The sequence below is a fragment of the Sinimarinibacterium flocculans genome, assembly GCF_003201205.1.
Lineage (GTDB): Bacteria > Pseudomonadota > Gammaproteobacteria > Nevskiales > Nevskiaceae > Solimonas > Solimonas flocculans.
This window is the reverse complement of record NZ_QICN01000003.1, coordinates 233141-250830: the sequence shown is the minus strand read 5'-3', so window position 1 is coordinate 250830 and position 17690 is coordinate 233141. Positions and strand designations below refer to the sequence as shown.

Genomic DNA, 17690 nt, shown 5'->3' with positions numbered 1-17690 from the left:
GGACACTGGGACAATCGTTGGCAGCCGCGGTGCTTGCTGCGTGCGCACTGTGGATCGTGCCTGCGTCCGAGGTTTCGGCCCAGAGTGCGCCGAAGAAGGAGCGCAAGGCCGCCGGCACGCTGTCCGAGGTGACCTACCGTCAGCTCGAGCGCGTGCATGACCTGATCGGCAAGAACGAGAACGCCGAGGCCCTGAGCAAGGCCGAGGCGCTGCTCGGACGCGTGACCAACGATTACGAGAAGGCCGTCATCCGGCAGACGATGGCCTTCATCTACATCTCGCAGAACAAGTACAAGGCGGCCATCGCCGCCTTCGAGGAAGCCCTGTCGCTCGACGCGCTGCCGCAGCAGCCGTACGAGCAGATGCTCTACAACGTCGCGCAGCTCTATTTCCAGGATGGCCAGACCGACAAGGCCATCGAGCGCATGGAGTACTACTTCCGCGAGGTGACCACCGAGCCGCCGGCCGACGCGCACATCCTGCTCGCGAGCGCCTACTCCGACCGCAAGCGTTTTCGCGATGCGCTGCCGCAGGTCGACAAGGCGATCGAGAAGTCCAAGGAACCCAAGGAGTCGTGGCTGCAGCTCAAGCTGGCGCTGCACTACGAGCTCAAGCAGTACCCGCAGTGCGCCGAGGTGCTCGTCCGGCTGATCGCGCTGGTGCCGGCCAAGGAGGACTACTGGAAGCAGCTGTCGAGCATCCTGTTCGAGATCAAGCGCGACAAGGAATCGCTCGCGGTGCTCGCGCTGGCAGAGCGGCAGAACTTCCTCGACACCGAGGGCGAGATCCGCAATCTGGCCAACATCTACCTGCTGCTCGACATTCCGTACAAGGCGGCGCAGGTACTCGAGGATGGGCTCGAGCGCGGCATCCTCAAGCCCGATGAGAAGACCCTGAGCCTGACCGGCGACGCCTGGACCATGGCGCGCGAATACGGCAAGGCGGAGGTCGTGCTCAAGCGCGCGGCTGCCAAGGCCAGCGACGGCGAGATCTTCTATCGGCTCGGCCAGATCTACGTCGAGGACGAGCGCTGGAAGGAAGCGCTCGACGTTCTCTCCCAGGCGCAGGCCAAGGGCATCAAGAAGATGGGCGATGCGGCCTATCTCGAAGGCGTTGCCGCGTTCCAGTCGGGTAACCGCAAGGCCGCGATCGCCTCGCTGCGCAAGGCGCAGCGTTACGACGAGAGTCGCAGCAACGCCACGCAATGGCTGAATCACATTGCGCAGACCGAAGAGGCCGAAGCGCAGGCCGCGATTGCCGCCGCCGAATCCAGCGACGCGGCGCCGGAAGAGGAAAAGGCGAAGAACTGACGGGCATGTCCGCGTGACGGCCTCGCGTCCCCTGCTGGTCGCGTCCGCATTTGCGGTCGTCTACATCGTCTGGGGGTCGACCTATCTTGCGATCCGCATCGGTGTCCAGGACCTGCCGCCCGTGCTGTTTGCCGGCGTGCGTTTCCTCATCGCCGCGCCGCTGCTGTTCGGATATGCCTGGCTGCGCGGCGCACGCCTGCCGGCCAGCCGGCGCGACTGGGTGATCATCGCAGCGACGGCCATCCTGATGCTCGTCGGCGGCAATGGCCTGGTGACTTGGGCCGAACACTGGGTGGAGTCCAACCAGGCCGCCCTGATCATCGCCACGTCGGCCATCTGGATGGCCTGCTTCGGTGCGATCGGCGGGCGCGGCGACCGCCTGAGCTGGGCCGCCGGCGCGGGCCTGCTGCTCGGGCTGGCCGGCGTCGCGCTGCTGGTCGGCAGCGGCCTGCATCTGCGCAGCGCACCGTGGTTCGCCTACGCAGCCCTGCTGGCGGCACCGGTGCTGTGGGCCGCCGGTTCGGTGATCTCACGGCGCTACCCGCTCGGCTGCACCCCGCTGATGGCAGCCGCGCTGCAGATGCTGATCACCGGCGCGATCATGACGACGCTCGGCCTGGCACTGGGCGATGCGCAACGCTGGACGCCGACGCCCGAGGCGCTGGGGGCGCTGATCTATCTCGTCGTCTTCGGTTCGTGCATCGCCTATGGCGCCTACTTCTGGCTGGTCCACGAGGTGACGCCAGCGCAGCTCGGCACCTACGCCTATGTCAACCCGGCGATCGCCGTGCTGCTCGGCTGGTGGCTGCTCGACGAGGCGATGCAGGGGCCGCAGATCGCGGGTACGCTGGTGATTCTCGCCGGCGTCGTGCTGGTGACGCTGGCCTCGCGCCGGCCGGTGCGGGGCAGATCGGGCTAGGGCCTGTTAACGCTATGGCCGTCGCTGTGACGGAGGCTGTTTTGGCGCAGCGCAAGGAAGGAGGAGCGTGGCGTACTCGACGTACGCGAGCGACGACTGACGCCGCGATGCGCCAAAACGGCCCCGCCCCTCCGGGGTGCCACCGGATTTGCGGCCATGCGGACATGGCTTACTTCGCCATGACGTCGGTCATCGCTCAGCATGGCCATGTCCTCCTCGGTCATTTGGAACCACCAAATTCCCTCGTCGCGCCTTGCCTGGCCGCAAATCCGGTGGCATCACAGTGATGTCCATAGCGTTAACAGGCCCTAAGCTCGGGCGCATGCGCGCCGCCCTGTGGTTCACGACCCTGTTGCTGTCGACGCTGTGTGCAGACGTGTCCGCAGCCGCCGACGTGCTGCGCATCGGCAACGGCCCCGAGCCGGAAACGCTCGATCCGCATCGCGTCGAGGGTGTCAGCGCCGGCAACATCGTCCGCGACCTGTTCGAGGGGCTGACGGCCGTTGGCGACGACGGCAGCGCGATCCCGGCGGCCGCCCGATCCTGGGAGGTCAGCGACGATGGACGGGTCTACCGCTTCCACCTGCGCGATGACCTGCGCTGGTCCAACGGCGATACGGTGGTCGCCGCGGACTTCGTCTTCGGCCTGCAGCGCAGCGTCACGCCCGACACCGGGTCCAGTTTTGCGCGCATGTTCGAGCCGGTGCGCAACGCCGCCGCGATCATCGACGGCCGGCTGCCGGCGCATCGGCTCGGCGTGCAGGCCGTCGACGCGCGGACGCTGCAGGTGACGCTCGATGCGCCGACGCCGGCGCTGCCGGGCATGCTGGCGCATCCGTCGGCGTTCCCGGTGCACCGCGCCAGTCTGAGCGCGCACGGCAGCGGTTTCGCCCGTCCGGGCCGTCTGGTCAGCAACGGCGCCTATCGTCTCGCCGGATGGGTCGTGCAGTCGCACGTCGAACTGGAGCGCAACCCGCACTATCGCGCAGCGGCGGCGATCCCGTGGGTGCGCTATCTGGTCACCGAGGACATCCACGCGGAGCTGCAGCGCTTCCGCGCCGGCGAGCTCGACATCACCTACGAGATCCCGCCGCTGCAGGCGGCGCGCATCCGTCGCGAGTATCCGGGCGCGCTGCGCATCGCGCCGTATCTGGGGGTCTACTACTACGGCCTCAACCTGACCCGTGCCCCCTTCGCCGGCAAGCCGGCACTGCGTCAGGCCCTGTCGATGGTCATCGACCGGCAGGTGCTGGCCGACAAGGTACTGCACGGTCTCGCCTTGCCGGCCTGGAGCTTCGTGCCACCCGGCATGCACGCGCTGGAGGCCCCGCGACCGGACTGGCAGGACTGGACGCCGACGCGCAGGCAGGCCGAAGCGCTGCGCCTGTACCGGCAGGCCGGCTACGGCGACGAGCGACCGCTCGAGGTCGAGATCCGCTACAACACGCACGAGAGCCATCGCCGCGTCGCGACCGTGGTCGCGGCGATGTGGAGGCAGGCGCTGGGCGTGCGCACGCGCCTGGTCAACGAGGAGTTCAAGGTGTTCCTGCACAAGCGCCGCCTGCGCCGCGAGACCCAGGCGTTCCGCGCCGCGTGGATGGCCGACTTCAACGACCCGATGAGCTTCCTCGGCATCCTCCACAGCGAGCACGGCAAGAACGACAGCGGCTGGGTCGACGCCGGGTTCGACGCTGCACTGATGCGGGCGGCGGCCACCGCCGAGCCTGCGGTGCGAGCAAACCTCCTTGCCGCAGCCGAGCGCCGGATACTCGACGACGTGCCGGTGATCCCGCTCTACTTCTACGTGTCCAAGCACCTGGTGGCGCCGCGCGTGCGCGGGTGGCGCGACAACCCGCTCGACTATCACTACAGCAAGGATCTCGCGCTGGACCGCGCGCCGGGTGACCGCTGATGGCGCTGTTCCTGCTGCGGCGTACGATCGCCGGTCTGTTGACGCTGCTGGCGCTGCTGACCCTGAGTTTCTTCCTGTTGCGCGCGGCGCCGGGTGGGCCCCTCGATCGGGAGCGCAGCCTGCCGCCGCAGATCGAGGCCGCGATTGCCGCGCAGTACCACCTCGACGAGCCGCTGTGGCGTCAGTACCTGCGCTACACCGCAGATGTGCTGCGCGGCGATCTCGGGCCGTCGTTCCAGTACGACGGCTATCGGGTGATCGATCTGATTGCTGCCGGGTTGCCGGCGTCACTGCTGCTCGGCGCGCTGGCGCTGCTTGTCGCCGTGCCCCCGGGGGTTGTGCTCGGCTTTGCTGCTGCGCAGCGACCCGGGGGCTGGCGCGACCGCATCATCGCCTTGTTCTCGGTGGCTGGCGTGTCGGTGCCGAACTTCGTGGTCGCGCCGCTGCTGGTGCTGGTCTTCGCGGTGAGCCTTGCCTGGCTCCCTGCAGGTGGCTGGCGCGATGGCAGCGGGCAGGATCTGGTTTTGCCGGTAATCGCCCTGGCGCTGCCGCAACTCGCCTACGTCGCGCGCCTCGCGCGCGCCGGCATGATCGAGGCATTGGCCGCACCGTTCATGCTCACGGCGCGGGCCAAGGGCCTGCCGCCGCGGTTGCTGCTGTGGCGGCATGCATGGCGGCCGGCGCTGCTGCCGGTGCTGTCGTATCTGGGCCCCGCGGCCGCGGGTTTGATGACCGGCTCGGTCGTCGTCGAACAGATCTTTGGCATTCCCGGTATCGGTCGCCACTTCGTGCAAGGTGCACTCAATCGCGACTACACGCTGGTGCTGGGTGTCGTGCTGCTGTACGGCGCCCTGATCGTCGTGTTCAACCTGCTGGTCGACGTGCTCTACGGCCTGCTCGATCCGCGGTTGCGCCCATCATGACGATCGCCAAGCCATTGGCCCGGCATTTCGCCGGCGGCGTCGCGGCCGTGATTCTCGGCCTGATCGTGCTCGCCGTGTCGATCGGCCCACTGCTGAGTCCGCACGCTGTCGACGCCATCGACTTCGCGGCCGACTGGGGTGCGGCGCCGACGCTCGATGCGCGACACTGGTTCGGGACCGACAGTCTCGGCCGCGACCTGTTCGTGCGCACACTCGAAGGTGGCCGGACCTCTCTGCTCGTCGGACTGGTCGCGACGATGGTGTCGGTGATCATCGGCGTCGCCTGGGGTGCGCTGGCGGGCTACTTCGGCGGGCGCATCGATCAGTGGATGATGCGCGGTGTCGATGTGCTCTATGCGCTGCCGTTCCTGTTCATCGTGATCCTGCTGATGGTCGCCTTCGGCCGCGAGCTGTGGCTGGTCTTTGCGGCGATTGGCGCGGTCACCTGGCTCGACATGGCCCGCGTCGTGCGTGGCCAGACGCTGGCCTTGCGCCAGCGCGGATTTGTCATCGCCGCCGGCCTGGCTGGCGTCACCGATGTGCGCATCATCCTGCGCCACATCCTGCCGAACCTGAGTGCGCCGGTCATTGCGGTGGCGACGCTGACCGTGCCACAGGCGATCCTGATCGAATCGTTCCTGAGCTTTCTCGGCCTCGGCGTCCAGGAGCCGCATGCGAGCTGGGGCATGCTGATCAATGACGGCGCACGCGACATGGAGATCACGCCGTGGGCACTGGCGTTTCCGGCCGGCTTTCTGGTGACGACGCTGCTGTGTCTGAACGTCCTCGGCGAGCGGCTGCGTCAGCGGGACGGCGACCGATGAGTGCGCTGCTCGCGGTTGCGGATCTGCGGGTGCATCTGGGTGCGCGTGCCGTCGTCGACGGAATCGGTTTCGCGCTCGACGCGGGCGAGGCACTCGGCATCGTCGGCGAATCCGGGTCCGGCAAGTCACAGACGGCGCTCGCGGTGCTGGGCCTGTGCGACGCGTCGGCGCGCCTCAGCGGCAGTGTGCAATTCGCGGGACGCGAGCTGATCGGCCTGCGCGAGCGAGACCTTCACCGCATCCGCGGCGCGCAGCTTGCGGCGGTGTTCCAGAATCCGGCCGCGAGCCTCAATCCGCACCTGCGCATCGGCGTGCAGCTGGCCGAGGGCCAGCAATACCACCTTGGCCGTTCGCGCGCGGCAGCGCTGGCCGAAGCCCATCGCCTGCTGGATGCCGTGCGCGTCGCCGATGCCGGCCGACGTCTGCATCAGTATCCGCACGAACTGTCCGGCGGCATGTGCCAGCGAGTGGCACTGGCGATGGCGCTCGCGTGCGAGCCGCGGCTGCTGATCGCCGACGAACCGACCACCGCTCTGGACGTGACCACGCAGGCCCGGATGCTCGAGCTGATCGGCGAGCAGTGCCGCGAGCGCGGGCTGGCACTGTTGCTGATCTCGCACGATCTCGGTGTCGTGTCGGAGTTGTGTCGCGAGGCCGTGGTGATGCGTGCCGGTCAGATCGTCGAGCGCGGCATGAGCGCGGACTTGCTGTCCGCGCCGCAGCATCCGTACACCGCGGCGCTGGTCGAGGCGCGGCGGATGCTCGGTGGCGCAAGGCCCTGATGCGATGCCGGTTGCGTGCTCGACGCGAACTTACGTAATCTCCGCAAGAGCTTGATTCGAGCGGTCCGAATGCGTTCGCACACGCGGCGCTGAACGCTCGGTCGGTTGCTGTGCCGTGCGCCCGTTTGTCGGGGGAGAGACCAATGAAATTGCTGGCGAATCGCCGTATCGCGAGTGCCGTGCTTGCTGCTGCCTGTGTGTTGCCGTACGGCAGCGCTTCGGCCATCAGCTTCACCCTGCCCTGGGGGGAAGAGTCGATCGAGGGTGTGCTCAACAGCTCGGTCGTGATCGGCGCATCGATGCGCATGCAGGACCGCAGCACCGACTACCTCGGCAAGGCCAATATCAATCCCGATGTCTGTGGCGGGCCGAATCAGGCCTGTCAGGGTCTGTTCCGCGATCAGGGACATCCGGCCTTTGCGCTGGCCGCCGCGCCAGGGCAGTTCAGCCCGAACTACGACGACGGCAACTGGAACTATGACAAGCATGATCTGACCTCAGGCCTGCTCAAGATCACCCAGGACCTCACCCTGACCTGGGGCAACTACGGCATCTTCGCCAAGGGCCTGTACTACCACGACTGGGTCAATGAGGACTTCGAGGAATACCACCCGAACCTGATCACCGCCGAGAATCGCGACGAGTTCGCGCTGCGCGATCCGACCCTCGGCATCGTCCAGTACGGGCGCGGAGGCCCAGTCTCGCTGCCGCGCAGCGGTGAAACGCTGAGCCAGATTGGCGGCGAGCTGCAGCTTCAGGATGCCTACCTCTTTGGCTCGGTGCCGCTGTGGGACGACAAGGAATTAAGCTTCAAGATCGGGCGCCACTTGATCAATTGGGGCGAATCCTTACTGCAGGCGCTGAACTCACTAAACCAGGCGAATCCCGTCAACGCGAACAACTTTTACCGTGTGGGTTACCTTGTCGAGGAGATTTTCACGCCAATCAGTATGATTTCGATTGGCTTCGAGCCTTTTGATAGTGCGTCGCTGGAGGCGTTCTACCAGTTCGAATGGCAACCACTCGAGGCGCCCGCGCCGGGATCAATGATGGCGGTTTCGGACGTGGTCGGGGTCGACAATGCAGTCGACTATGCTTACGTCCAATTTGGAGGCAGTGCGGAGGATCCAGCCGGACTCATGTACCCACTTTATACGCCGCTTTCCGGCGTCACGAATACGTCATTGACAATCGAGCGTCTGGCGGACCTCGAACCGCGCACCTCAGGACAGTACGGCCTGTCGTTGAAGTATTACGCGGAGACTCTGAATAACGGCACGGAGTTTGGCGTCTATGCGATGAGCTACCACTCGAGACTGCCTTACGCGAGTTTTTTCTCGACCGTCGCGAGTTGCGGCCGCCGCGAGGGCAACGCGCTGGGCATCGATGCCTACGATCCTGTGAGCTTCTTGTTGGTTTGTCCTGATCTGCCCCTGATTCGGTCACTGACCGGTGGCGATGTGGCTAACGCCACGAGTAACGCGGTGCCGCTGGATACGGTCAAGTTGCTGGTCGAGTATCCGGAAGATATTCATCTGTTCGGGCTGAGCTTTGCGACGACGGCGCTGGGCTGGTCGTTCCAGGGCGAAGTTGCATGGCGTCCGAACGCGCCACTGCAAGTCGACACTGAGGATTTAATCTTTGCTGCATTCGGGCCGACGTTATCGCGCTGCCACGACCCCGATCTGCCGCGTTTGCTGCCAACCGGCGACGCCTTGAACGGCGCGCTCGGACTCGTCGATACAATCTTCGGGCTTGCCAGTCAGCTTACCGGTGGAGTCATCGGCGTGCCTAATGTGCTCCCGGCCGGCGCTGGTTGCGCCGGAACAACGGTCGGCGTTGGAGCAGTTGGCCCAGGAAGCAGCCCAACGCTATCCTTGGGAAGCCTTGGCGTTTACGCGCCGAGTGATTACGTCGTCGATGCGACTGGCACGCCCGGCGCGTTCACCGACACCTTCGATCTGGCAATCGGCCATGCACCGGGTTCGGCGCGCTCCTTCCCGGCCTTCGTGACGCCGTACCGCGGCATCGAGGCCGGCGAGAACGCCGCCTGCGAACCGCGCTATCTGGGCAGCCAGAACCGCTACAGCCGCGACCAGACCACCGACCTCAAGCCGAATCCGGACTTCGTCCCCTACGACCGCAGCAATCCCTGCTACATCCGCGGCTACGAGCGGATGGACACCTTCCAGTTCAACCTCGGCGGAACGCAGGTGCTCGGCGCCAGCGACAACCCGATCGGTGCCGACCAGATCCTGTTCGTGTTCGAAGTCGGCGCGACCTGGGTGCCGGACCTGCCGGATCTCGACGAACTCCAGTTCGAGGCGGCCGGCACCTACGCGCACGCCAGCGCCGGCGCCGACGGCACCGGTGCCGATCGCTCCCGGCAGGCCTGCTCCTATGACCCGGTGACCAAGCTGCCGCGCGAGTCCTGTTCGTTCGGGGTCGACGGTCTGCGCTTCAATCCCTCGCAGGCGAACCTGGATCTGTATCCCGACCCGTTCTCCTGGGGTTACGTCATGATCGGCATCCTGCGCTACGAATCGGTGTTCCCCGGCATCTCGTTCGCGCCGCAGTTCATCTGGCAGCACAACGTCAAGGGCACGGCACCCGGGCCGGGCGAGAACTTCATCGAAGGCCGCAAGACGATGGATCTGCAGGTGGAGACCCGTTACAAGTCCAACCTCGCGTTCTACCTCGGCTACACCTGGTTCACCGGCGGCAACGAGGCCAACCTGCAGCGCGACAAGGACATGGCGCGCGCCTTCGTGCGCGTGCAGTTCTGAGCCGCGTCATCGGCGGCGGGAAGAAGGCGGCCGCAACGGCCGCCTTCTTCATTTCTGGCGCTTGAGCATCGGCTTGAGGAAACGGCCGGTGTGCGAGCGCTTCGATTTCGCGACCTGTTCCGGCGTGCCGGCGGCCACGATCTCGCCGCCGCCGGCGCCGCCCTCGGGGCCGAGGTCGATGAGCCAGTCGGCGCGCTTGATGACGTCGAGGTTGTGCTCGATGATCACCACGGTGTTGCCGTGCTCGCGCAGCCGTTCGAGCACCTTGAGCAACTGTGCCACGTCGTGGAAGTGCAGCCCGGTGGTCGGTTCGTCGAGGATGTAGAGCGTCTGCCCGGTGTCGCGGCGCGACAGTTCCTTGGCCAGTTTCACGCGCTGGGCTTCGCCGCCGGACAGCGTCGTCGCGTTCTGTCCCAGCGTGATGTACGACAGGCCGACGTCCATCAGCGTCTCGAGCTTGCGGAACAGTGCCGGTACCGGCCGGAAGAACGCATGCGCGTCCTCGACGGTCATGTCGAGCACCTCGTTGATGCGCTTGCCCTTGTACTGGATCTCGAGCGTCTCGCGGTTGTAGCGCTTGCCCTTGCAGGTGTCGCAGGTGACGTAGACATCCGGCAGGAAGTGCATCTCGACCTTGATCACGCCGTCGCCCTGGCAGGTCTCGCAACGTCCGCCCTTGACGTTGAACGAGAAGCGGCCGGGCGTGTAGCCGCGGGCGCGCGATTCCGGCACGCCGGCGAACAGTTCGCGGATCGGCGTGAACAGCTGGGTGTAGGTCGCCGGATTCGAGCGCGGTGTGCGGCCGATTGGCGACTGGTCGATGTCGATGACCTTGTCGAGCTGGTCGAGCCCGTCGATGCCGTCGCACTCGGCGTGCTGGGTCGCCGCGCCGTTGAGCATGCGCGCGGCGAAGCCGTAGAGCGTGTCGTTGATCAGCGTCGACTTGCCGGAGCCGGAGACGCCGGTCACGCAGGTCATCAGGCCGATGGGAATCTCGGCGGTGACGTTCTTCAGGTTGTTGCCGCGGGCGCCGCGGATCGTGATCGTCTTGCCGGGTTGCGGCGGGGCGCGCAGCGCCGGCACCTCGATGCGCTCGCGGCCCGAGAGGTAGCGTCCGGTGATGGACGAGGGACTGCGTTCGATGTCGGCCGGCTTGCCGTGGGCGACGATCTCGCCGCCATGCACGCCGGCGCCGGGGCCGATGTCGACGACGTAGTCGGCGTGGCGGATGGCGTCCTCGTCGTGCTCGACGACGATGACGGTGTTGCCCAGGTCGCGCAGCCGGAACAGGGTCTGCAGCAGACGCTCGTTGTCGCGCTGGTGCAGGCCGATGCTGGGCTCGTCGAGCACGTACATCACGCCGACCAGGCCGGCGCCGATCTGCGAGGCCAGGCGGATGCGCTGGGCCTCGCCACCGGAGAGCGTCTCGGCACTGCGTGCGAGGGTCAGGTAGTCGAGCCCGACATTGTTGAGAAAGCCCAGGCGCGCGCGGATCTCCTTGAGGATCTTGTCGGCGATCTCGCCCTTGTGGCCGGGCAGCTTCAGCGCCGTGAAGAACGCATCGGCATCCTGCACCGACAGCGCGGTCAGCGACGACAGGTTGCGGTCGGCGACGAAGACGTTGCGCGCGGCGCGGTTGAGCCGCTGGCCGCCGCAGTCGGGGCAGGGCTTGTTCGACAGGTACTTGGCCAGCTCCTCGCGCACCGCGTCCGACTCGGTCTCGCGGTAGCGGCGCTGCAGGTTGGGGATGATCCCTTCGAACTTGTGAACGCGCCTGTGCAGACGGCCACGCTCGTCCGGGTACTCGAACTCGATGCGCTCGTCGCCGCTGCCGTAGAGCATCACCTTGCGCACCTTCTCGGCCAGCCGGGCGAACGGCTTCTCGGGATCGAAGCCGTAGTGCTTCGCCAGCGAGGTGACGAAATGCCAGTAGTACGGGTTGCGCTTGTCCCAGGAGCGGATCGCGCCGGCCGCGAGCGACAGCTCCGGGTGCACCACCACACGCGCCTCGTCGAAGGTCTGCAGCGTGCCCAGGCCGTCGCAGGTCGGGCAGGCACCGTGCGGCGCGTTGAACGAGAACAGCCGGGGCTCCAGCTCCTCCAGCGAGTAGCCGCAATGCGGACAGGACATGCGCGCCGAGAACGCCAGCGGCTCGTCGTCGCCGGCATGCGGCGCGACGTAGGCCAGGCCGTCCGAGAGCCGCAGTGCGGTCTCGAAGGATTCCGCCAGCCGCTGCTTGAGGTCCGGGCGCACCTTGAAGCGGTCGACGACGATCTCGATGTCGTGCTTGAGCTTGCGGTTGAGCGTCGGCACTTCGTCGAGTTCGAAGACCTTGCCGTCGACGCGCACGCGCACGAACCCCTGGGCGCGCGCCTGCTCGAACCACTCGGCGTGCTCGCCCTTGCGTCCGCGCACGACCGGCGCCAGCAGCAGCCACGCCGACTCCGCCGGCAGTGACAGGACATGGTCGACCATCTGCGAGACGCTCTGCGCCTCCAGCGCGACGCCGTGGTCCGGGCAGCGTGCGGTGCCGACGCGCGCGAACAGCAGGCGCAGGTAGTCGTAGATCTCGGTGACGGTGCCGACGGTCGAGCGCGGGTTGTGGCTGGTCGATTTCTGCTCGATCGAGATGGCCGGCGACAGGCCCTCGATCACGTCGACGTCCGGCTTCTGCATCATCGACAGGAACTGGCGCGCATAGGCCGACAGCGACTCGACGTAGCGCCGCTGGCCTTCCGCATAGAGCGTGTCGAAGGCGAGCGAAGACTTGCCCGAGCCGGACAGGCCGGTGATGACGATCAGCTGGTCGCGCGGCAGTTCGAGCGAGACGTTCTTGAGGTTGTGCGTGCGCGCACCGCGGATGCGGATGGAATCCATGATCTGAGGGGGAAATCGCGGACCGGCTAATATAGCGGTCCTCGCCGGCGACGATGTGACCGGCACTGGCCACAACCGGGGCCGCCGCGGGCGGCCGTCCCCCCAAGCCGAACCATTGCTGAATCCACCTCCATGAATGCCCTGGAATGGCGCGCCGTTTTCGCGCTGGGTGCGCTTTACGCACTGCGCATGCTCGGCATGTTCATGGTCCTGCCGGTGTTCGCGCTGTACGCCGGACACCTGCCGGTGCCCGCGCAGCCGTGGCAGATTGGCCTGGCGATCGGCATCTACGGCCTGACCCAGGCCCTGCTGCAGATCCCGATGGGCATGGCTTCGGACCGTTTCGGGCGCAAGCCGGTGATCGTCGCCGGGATGCTGGTCTTCGCCGCCGGCAGCTGGGTGGCCGGCGCGACCGACGAGATCGGCTGGATCATCGCCGGACGCGCGCTGCAGGGCGCCGGCGCCGTGTCGGCCGCGGTCGCGGCGCTGCTCGCCGACGTCACCCGCGATGCGGTGCGCACGATGGCGATGGCGATTCTCGGCGCCGGCATGGGCCTGGCCTTCGTGCTCGCGCTGGTGCTCGGCCCGCTGGTGGCCGGCTGGATCGGCGTGGACGGCATCTTCCGGCTCACCGCGGTGCTGGCGCTGATGAGCCTGCCGGTGCTGCTGCTGGGCGTGCCGACCCCGCCGCCGCAGCCGCCACAGCGTGGCAGCCTGCGGGCCGTGCTCGCCGACCGCCAGCTGCTGCGCCTCGACGTCGGCATCTTCCTGCTGCACGCCTGCATGACGGCGGTTTTCACGGTCGTGCCGCTGGCGATCGTGCAGACCATGGACATGCCCAGCGCGGCGCACTGGAAGCTGTATCTGCCGGTGCTGGTGCTCAGCCTCGTGCCGGTCTTTCCGCTGATCCGCTATGCCGAGGGTGCAAGCCGCCTCAAGGCGGTCTTCGTCGGCATGGTCGCGCTGCTGGCCGGGGCGCTGGCGCTGGCCGCGCTCGGACACGGGGTGGCCGCCGTGCTGGTGGCGGCCCTGCTGCTGTATTTCATTGCCTTCAACTTTCTCGAAGGCGCCCTGCCGTCGATGATCTCGCGTCTGGCGCCGGTGGCGCAGAAGGGCGCGGCGCTGGGCGTCTATTCCAGCGCCCAGTTTCTCGGCGCCTTTGCCGGCGGCGTGCTCGGCGGTCTGGGCCTGCAGTACGGCGGGATCGGCGGCGCGTTGGCAGCGGCAGTCCTGTTACCGATAATCTGGCTTGCCGTCGCGGCGGGCATGGGACCGGTGAATGCGTCCCGGCCGCCCGCGGCGCGCGCCGACAACGGCATACGCATCTGAACGAACCACGGAGATCACCATGGCGCGCGGAGTCAACAAGGTCATTCTCATCGGCAACCTCGGCAAGGATCCCGAGGTGCGCTATTTCCCCAATGGCGATGCCGTCTGCAACGTCACGCTCGCGACGACCGAGAGCTGGACCGACAAGCAGTCCGGCGAGAAGAAGGAGATGACGGAGTGGCACAACGTCGTCTTCCGCCGCAAGCTCGCCGAGATCGCCGGCCAGTACCTGAAGAAGGGTGCGAAGGTGTACGTCGAGGGCAGCCTGCGCACGCGCAAGTGGGAGAAGGACGGCATCGACCGCTATACCACCGAGATCATGGTCAACGACATGCAGATGCTCGACGGGCGTGGCGGCGGTTCGGCGCCGATGGGTGGCGACGGCGGCGGCTACGAGCCGCGTCGTCAGGCGGCGCCGGCATCGCGCGCCGCACCGGCGGCCGCGCCGGCACAGGGCATGGATGCGCCGTTCGAGGACGACGACATCCCGTTCTGACGGGCCCCGTGCAGCGGCGGCGTTGCGCAATTTGACGCAGTCAACAGTTCGACGTGCGCAACGCTCGCATCGGATGACCGCCTTCGGATAAGGTGTCGGCCTTCGTCGGGGGGCGCATGTCGACAGCCGAAAGCTACCGTATCGCCATCGTGGGTTCCGGGCCGGGAGGACTCTCGGCCGCATGCCGTGCAGCGGAAATGGGCGACTCGCACGTGCTGCTCGAGGCGCAGCCGCACCTGTCGAACACGATCTTCCGGTACCAGAAGGGCAAGCACGTCATGGCCGAGCCCAACGTGCTGCCGCTGCGCGCGTCGACCGGCTTCGACGCCGGTACGCGCGAGAAGATTCTCGACGTCTGGAACACCGACACGGCCCGCCTGAAGGTCAACGTCCGCCATCGTGCGGAGGTCGTGAAGATCGAGAAGCAGGACGCCGGTTTCGCGCTGACGATGGCGTCCGGCGACACTGTGCTCGCCGAGAAGGTCGTGCTCGGCATCGGCGTGCAGGGCAACCCGCGCAAGATGGGTGTGCCCGGCGAGGATCTGCCGAACATCCAGTACCAGCTCGACGACCCGGACGAATACAAGGGCGAGACCATCGTCGTCATCGGCGCCGGCGATGCCGCGATCGAGAATGCCGTGGCGCTGGCGCGCAACAACACGGTGCACATCGTCAACCGCAAGAACGAGTTCTCGCGCGCCAAGGACGGCAACAACAGCCTGATTCTCAACGCCATCGAGCAGGGCAAGGTGCGCTGTCACTACAACAGCTCGCCGGAGGTCGTGGAGAAGCTCGAGGCGGACCACGCCAGCGGCAAGCCGATGCTGCTGCGGCTCAATTCCAAGGAGGGCGCGGTCGACGTGCCCTGCGATCGCATCATCGCGCGCCTGGGCGCCACGCCGCAGCGCGCCTTCGTCGAGTCCTGCGGCATCCAGTTCCCGAACCAGGACCCGGCCGCGGTGCCCGCGGTCTCGCCGACCTACGAGTCCAACGTGCCCGGGCTCTACATCATCGGAGCGCTGGCGGGCTACCCGCTGATCAAGCAGGCGATGAACCAGGGCTACGAGGTCGTCGAGTTCATCTGCGGCCGCCCGGTGGCCCCGGCGGACGAGCCGATCCTGCGCGAGAAATTCTCGGCGTTCTCCGCCAACCCCGATGTCGAGGCCTTCCTCGACGTGCTCAACCGCCGCTCGCCGGTGCTGGCGGCGATGAACCGCCTGCAGTTGCGCGAGTTCCTGCTCGAGAGCCGCATCTTCTCGCCGCCGATCGGCGAGACGCTGTACAAGGAGGGCGACTACGGCAACTCGGTGTTCATCATCGTCTCCGGCGAGGTGGGCGTGCAGCTCGATCCCGCCGACCCGGCAAAGCTGCGCACGATCAAGGCGGGCCGCATCTTCGGCGAGATGGCGCTGATCTCCGGGCGCCCGCGCTCGGCCGCGGTCATCGCCGGCAAGGACTGCGTGCTGATCGAGGTGCCGCGTCGCGCGATGCTCAAGCTGATCAGCGCCAATGACCGCGCCCGCGCGTACGTCGACCGCGTGTTCACCCAGCGCGCGCTGGAGCGGTATCTGGTGCCCGGAGCCGAGGACGCGCAGCTCAAGGCCATCGTCGATACGGCGCAGCTGTGCCAGTTCAAGGCCAAGGAAGCGATCTACAACCCGGGCGATGCGTCCGAGCACATCCACCTGATCCGTAGCGGATCGGTGACGCTGTCGGCGCGCGTGGGCACGCGCGACGTGGTGCTGCAGTACCACGCTGCCGGTCAGTACTTCGGCGAACTCGACGTGATCGCCGGCTCGTCGCGCAGCCAGACCGCCACCGCGGCGATCAAGACCGAGACGATCCGCCTCGACGCCAAGCCCTTCCTCGAACTGCTCGCGCAGAATCCGGAGATGAAGGCGACGGTGCAGGCGCGCTTCCGCGACCAGATCGAGCAGCGCCTGCTGATGGAGCGCGACCCCGAGCGCGGCGCGCGGATGCACTTCCTGCTCGGCGAAGGTCTCGGCGAAGCCACGGATGCCCTGCTGATCGACGAGGCGCTGTGCATCCGCTGCGACCAGTGCGAGAAGGCCTGCGCGGCGACGCACGGCAACGTTTCGCGGCTCGACCGCGAGGCCGGAGCGACCTTCGACAATCTGCACGTGCCGACCTCGTGCCGGCATTGCGAGCATCCGCACTGCATGAAGGATTGCCCGCCCGATGCGATCCACCGCTCGCCCAACGGCGAGGTCTTCATCCAGAACACCTGCATCGGTTGCGGCAACTGCGAGCGCAACTGTCCCTACGGCGTGATCCAGATGGGCGTGCAGTCGCCCGAGGCGCCGAGCCTGTGGCGCTGGCTGCTGTTCGGCAAGGGTCCTGCGCCCGGCAGCGACATCCACGACTACCCCAAGGGTGCGATCAAGAAGGCGGTGAAGTGCGACATGTGCGGTCCGCGCGAGGCCGGCCCGGCCTGCGTGCAGGCCTGCCCGACCGGTGCGGCGATCCGCGTCGGCCCCGAGGAGTTCTTCGAGGTGCTGTCGCGTGGCGGGCGTTAGCGCGTGGTTCGCCCGGCTGCGCGGCGGCGAGCGCAGCGGTCCCGCACGGCACGAGTCCTTTCTCGTCTATCGCAACGCCTTCTACCTGAAGGTGGCGGTTGCGTTGTGTGCGCTGTCGTTCGTGCTCTATGCCTGGCACGACCCGATCGAAGGCAGCAGCGGCAGCACCTGGCTCGGCTATGGCTTGGGCACGCTGGGCGCGGCGCTGATCGTCTGGCTGGCCTGGTTCGGCGTGCGCAAGCGCCAGTTCCGCGAAGGCCGCGCGCCGGTGCAGGCCTGGGTGTCGGCACACGTGTACCTGGGTCTGTCGCTGATCGTGGTCGCCACGCTGCACACCGGATTCCAGCTCGGGCTCAACGTCCATACGCTGGCCTGGGTGCTGATGATGCTGGTCATCGTCAGCGGCATCTACGGCATTCTCGCGTACTCGGTGCTGCCGCGGCAGGTCACCGCTAACCGCAACGAGATGGAATTCCGCGCGATGCTGCAGGAGATCCACCAGCTCAACGAGTCCGCGCTGTCGCTGGCCGACCGCATCGATCCGGAGACGCATGCGGTGGTCGCGCGCTCGGTCGGCAAGGTACGCATCGGCGGCAGCGCATGGGAGCAGCTCAGCGGCCGCTACCGGTCCCCCGGAGAGGCCGGTGGCCTGGACCAGTTCTTCAAGGTCAAGCGCACGCAGCTGCAGGCGCAGGCAGCCGCCGGCGCGATGCCGCAACGCGGCGGTCGCCAGGCGACGATCGCCTTCGTGGCCGATCAGATCTTCGCCGCCGGCGCGGCGCGGGGCGGCGACAAGGCTTCCGAGAATCTGCAGAAACTGTTGCAGACGATCGCCAAGCGCAAGGCGCTGCTCGACAAGGTCAACCGCGACATCACGTTGCGTTCGCGCCTTGCCGTCTGGCTGTACGTGCACGTGCCGCTGACCGTCGCGCTGCTGGCGGCGCTGCTGGTGCACATCGTGACCGTCTTCCTCTACTGGTGAGCGCGAACCGGAC

General features: G+C 67.2%; 12 protein-coding genes. 11 read left to right on the top strand and 1 reads right to left on the bottom strand.

Translation table 11 applies throughout. The features are described 5' to 3' along the window. The first annotated feature begins 56 nt into the window (after positions 1-56). The 7 genes from C8D93_RS07580 (at position 57) to C8D93_RS07550 (ending at position 9456) form a co-directional block, all read left to right on the top strand. Positions 57-1310, top strand: coding sequence for a tetratricopeptide repeat protein (locus tag C8D93_RS07580; RefSeq protein WP_170123946.1), 1254 nt, complete (start codon positions 57-59; stop codon positions 1308-1310). Between the two features lie 13 nt (positions 1311-1323). Next, positions 1324-2229, top strand: a complete 906-nt coding sequence (locus C8D93_RS07575; RefSeq protein WP_110264563.1) for an EamA family transporter — start codon at positions 1324-1326, stop codon at positions 2227-2229. Between the two features lie 322 nt (positions 2230-2551). Beyond that, entirely contained in the window at positions 2552-4141 is a 1590-nt protein-coding gene (locus C8D93_RS07570) for a peptide ABC transporter substrate-binding protein (protein ID WP_110264562.1), read from the top strand. Then, a complete protein-coding gene (locus C8D93_RS07565; protein WP_110264561.1) occupies positions 4141-5064 on the top strand; it encodes an ABC transporter permease subunit in 924 nt (307 codons plus the stop codon). Before C8D93_RS07570 ends, C8D93_RS07565 begins: the two co-directional genes overlap by 1 nt. Continuing rightward, a complete protein-coding gene (locus tag C8D93_RS07560; RefSeq protein ID WP_110264560.1) occupies positions 5061-5888 on the top strand; it encodes an ABC transporter permease in 828 nt (275 codons plus the stop codon). Before C8D93_RS07565 ends, C8D93_RS07560 begins: the two co-directional genes overlap by 4 nt. Beyond that, positions 5885-6670 carry an ABC transporter ATP-binding protein gene (locus tag C8D93_RS07555; protein WP_110264559.1) on the top strand — a complete coding sequence of 262 codons (786 nt, stop codon included), beginning with the start codon at positions 5885-5887 and terminating at the stop codon, positions 6668-6670. Before C8D93_RS07560 ends, C8D93_RS07555 begins: the two co-directional genes overlap by 4 nt. Positions 6671-6813: 143 nt before the next feature. Beyond that, positions 6814-9456 carry a DUF1302 domain-containing protein gene (locus tag C8D93_RS07550; protein ID WP_110264558.1) on the top strand — a complete coding sequence of 881 codons (2643 nt, stop codon included), beginning with the start codon at positions 6814-6816 and terminating at the stop codon, positions 9454-9456. A 48-nt stretch (positions 9457-9504) separates the two neighbouring features. On the opposite strand, the gene uvrA is transcribed toward C8D93_RS07550, so the two are convergent. After that, complete coding sequence (gene uvrA, locus C8D93_RS07545; protein ID WP_110264557.1) at positions 9505-12333, bottom strand: excinuclease ABC subunit UvrA; 2829 nt, start codon at positions 12331-12333, stop codon at positions 9505-9507. Between the two features lie 132 nt (positions 12334-12465). On the opposite strand from uvrA, the gene C8D93_RS07540 reads away from it, so the two are divergent. From C8D93_RS07540 to C8D93_RS07525, 4 genes are all read left to right on the top strand, one after another. Beyond that, on the top strand, positions 12466-13662 hold the full coding sequence (locus C8D93_RS07540) for an MFS transporter (protein ID WP_110264556.1): 1197 nt from the start codon (positions 12466-12468) through the stop codon (positions 13660-13662). Between the two features lie 19 nt (positions 13663-13681). After that, positions 13682-14158 carry a single-stranded DNA-binding protein gene (gene ssb / locus C8D93_RS07535; RefSeq protein WP_110264555.1) on the top strand — a complete coding sequence of 159 codons (477 nt, stop codon included), beginning with the start codon at positions 13682-13684 and terminating at the stop codon, positions 14156-14158. 116 nt (positions 14159-14274) lie between these two features. After that, entirely contained in the window at positions 14275-16695 is a 2421-nt protein-coding gene (locus C8D93_RS07530; protein WP_110264554.1) for a cyclic nucleotide-binding domain-containing protein, read from the top strand. After that, positions 16682-17677: a hypothetical protein gene (locus C8D93_RS07525; RefSeq protein WP_110264553.1), complete on the top strand. Its 996-nt coding sequence runs from the start codon at positions 16682-16684 to the stop codon at positions 17675-17677. Before C8D93_RS07530 ends, C8D93_RS07525 begins: the two co-directional genes overlap by 14 nt. Positions 17678-17690 lie beyond the last annotated feature (13 nt).

Coding starts and splice junctions, on each gene's coding strand:
- C8D93_RS07570 (WP_110264562.1), top strand. CDS start 2,552: ATGCGCGCCGCCCTGTGGTTCACGACCCTGTTGCTGTCGACGCTGTGT.
- C8D93_RS07530 (WP_110264554.1), top strand. CDS start 14,275: ATGTCGACAGCCGAAAGCTACCGTATCGCCATCGTGGGTTCCGGGCCG.
- C8D93_RS07565 (WP_110264561.1), top strand. CDS start 4,141: ATGGCGCTGTTCCTGCTGCGGCGTACGATCGCCGGTCTGTTGACGCTG.
- C8D93_RS07550 (WP_110264558.1), top strand. CDS start 6,814: ATGAAATTGCTGGCGAATCGCCGTATCGCGAGTGCCGTGCTTGCTGCT.
- C8D93_RS07560 (WP_110264560.1), top strand. CDS start 5,061: ATGACGATCGCCAAGCCATTGGCCCGGCATTTCGCCGGCGGCGTCGCG.
- C8D93_RS07540 (WP_110264556.1), top strand. CDS start 12,466: ATGAATGCCCTGGAATGGCGCGCCGTTTTCGCGCTGGGTGCGCTTTAC.
- uvrA (WP_110264557.1), bottom strand. CDS start 12,333: ATGGATTCCATCCGCATCCGCGGTGCGCGCACGCACAACCTCAAGAAC.
- C8D93_RS07555 (WP_110264559.1), top strand. CDS start 5,885: ATGAGTGCGCTGCTCGCGGTTGCGGATCTGCGGGTGCATCTGGGTGCG.
- ssb (WP_110264555.1), top strand. CDS start 13,682: ATGGCGCGCGGAGTCAACAAGGTCATTCTCATCGGCAACCTCGGCAAG.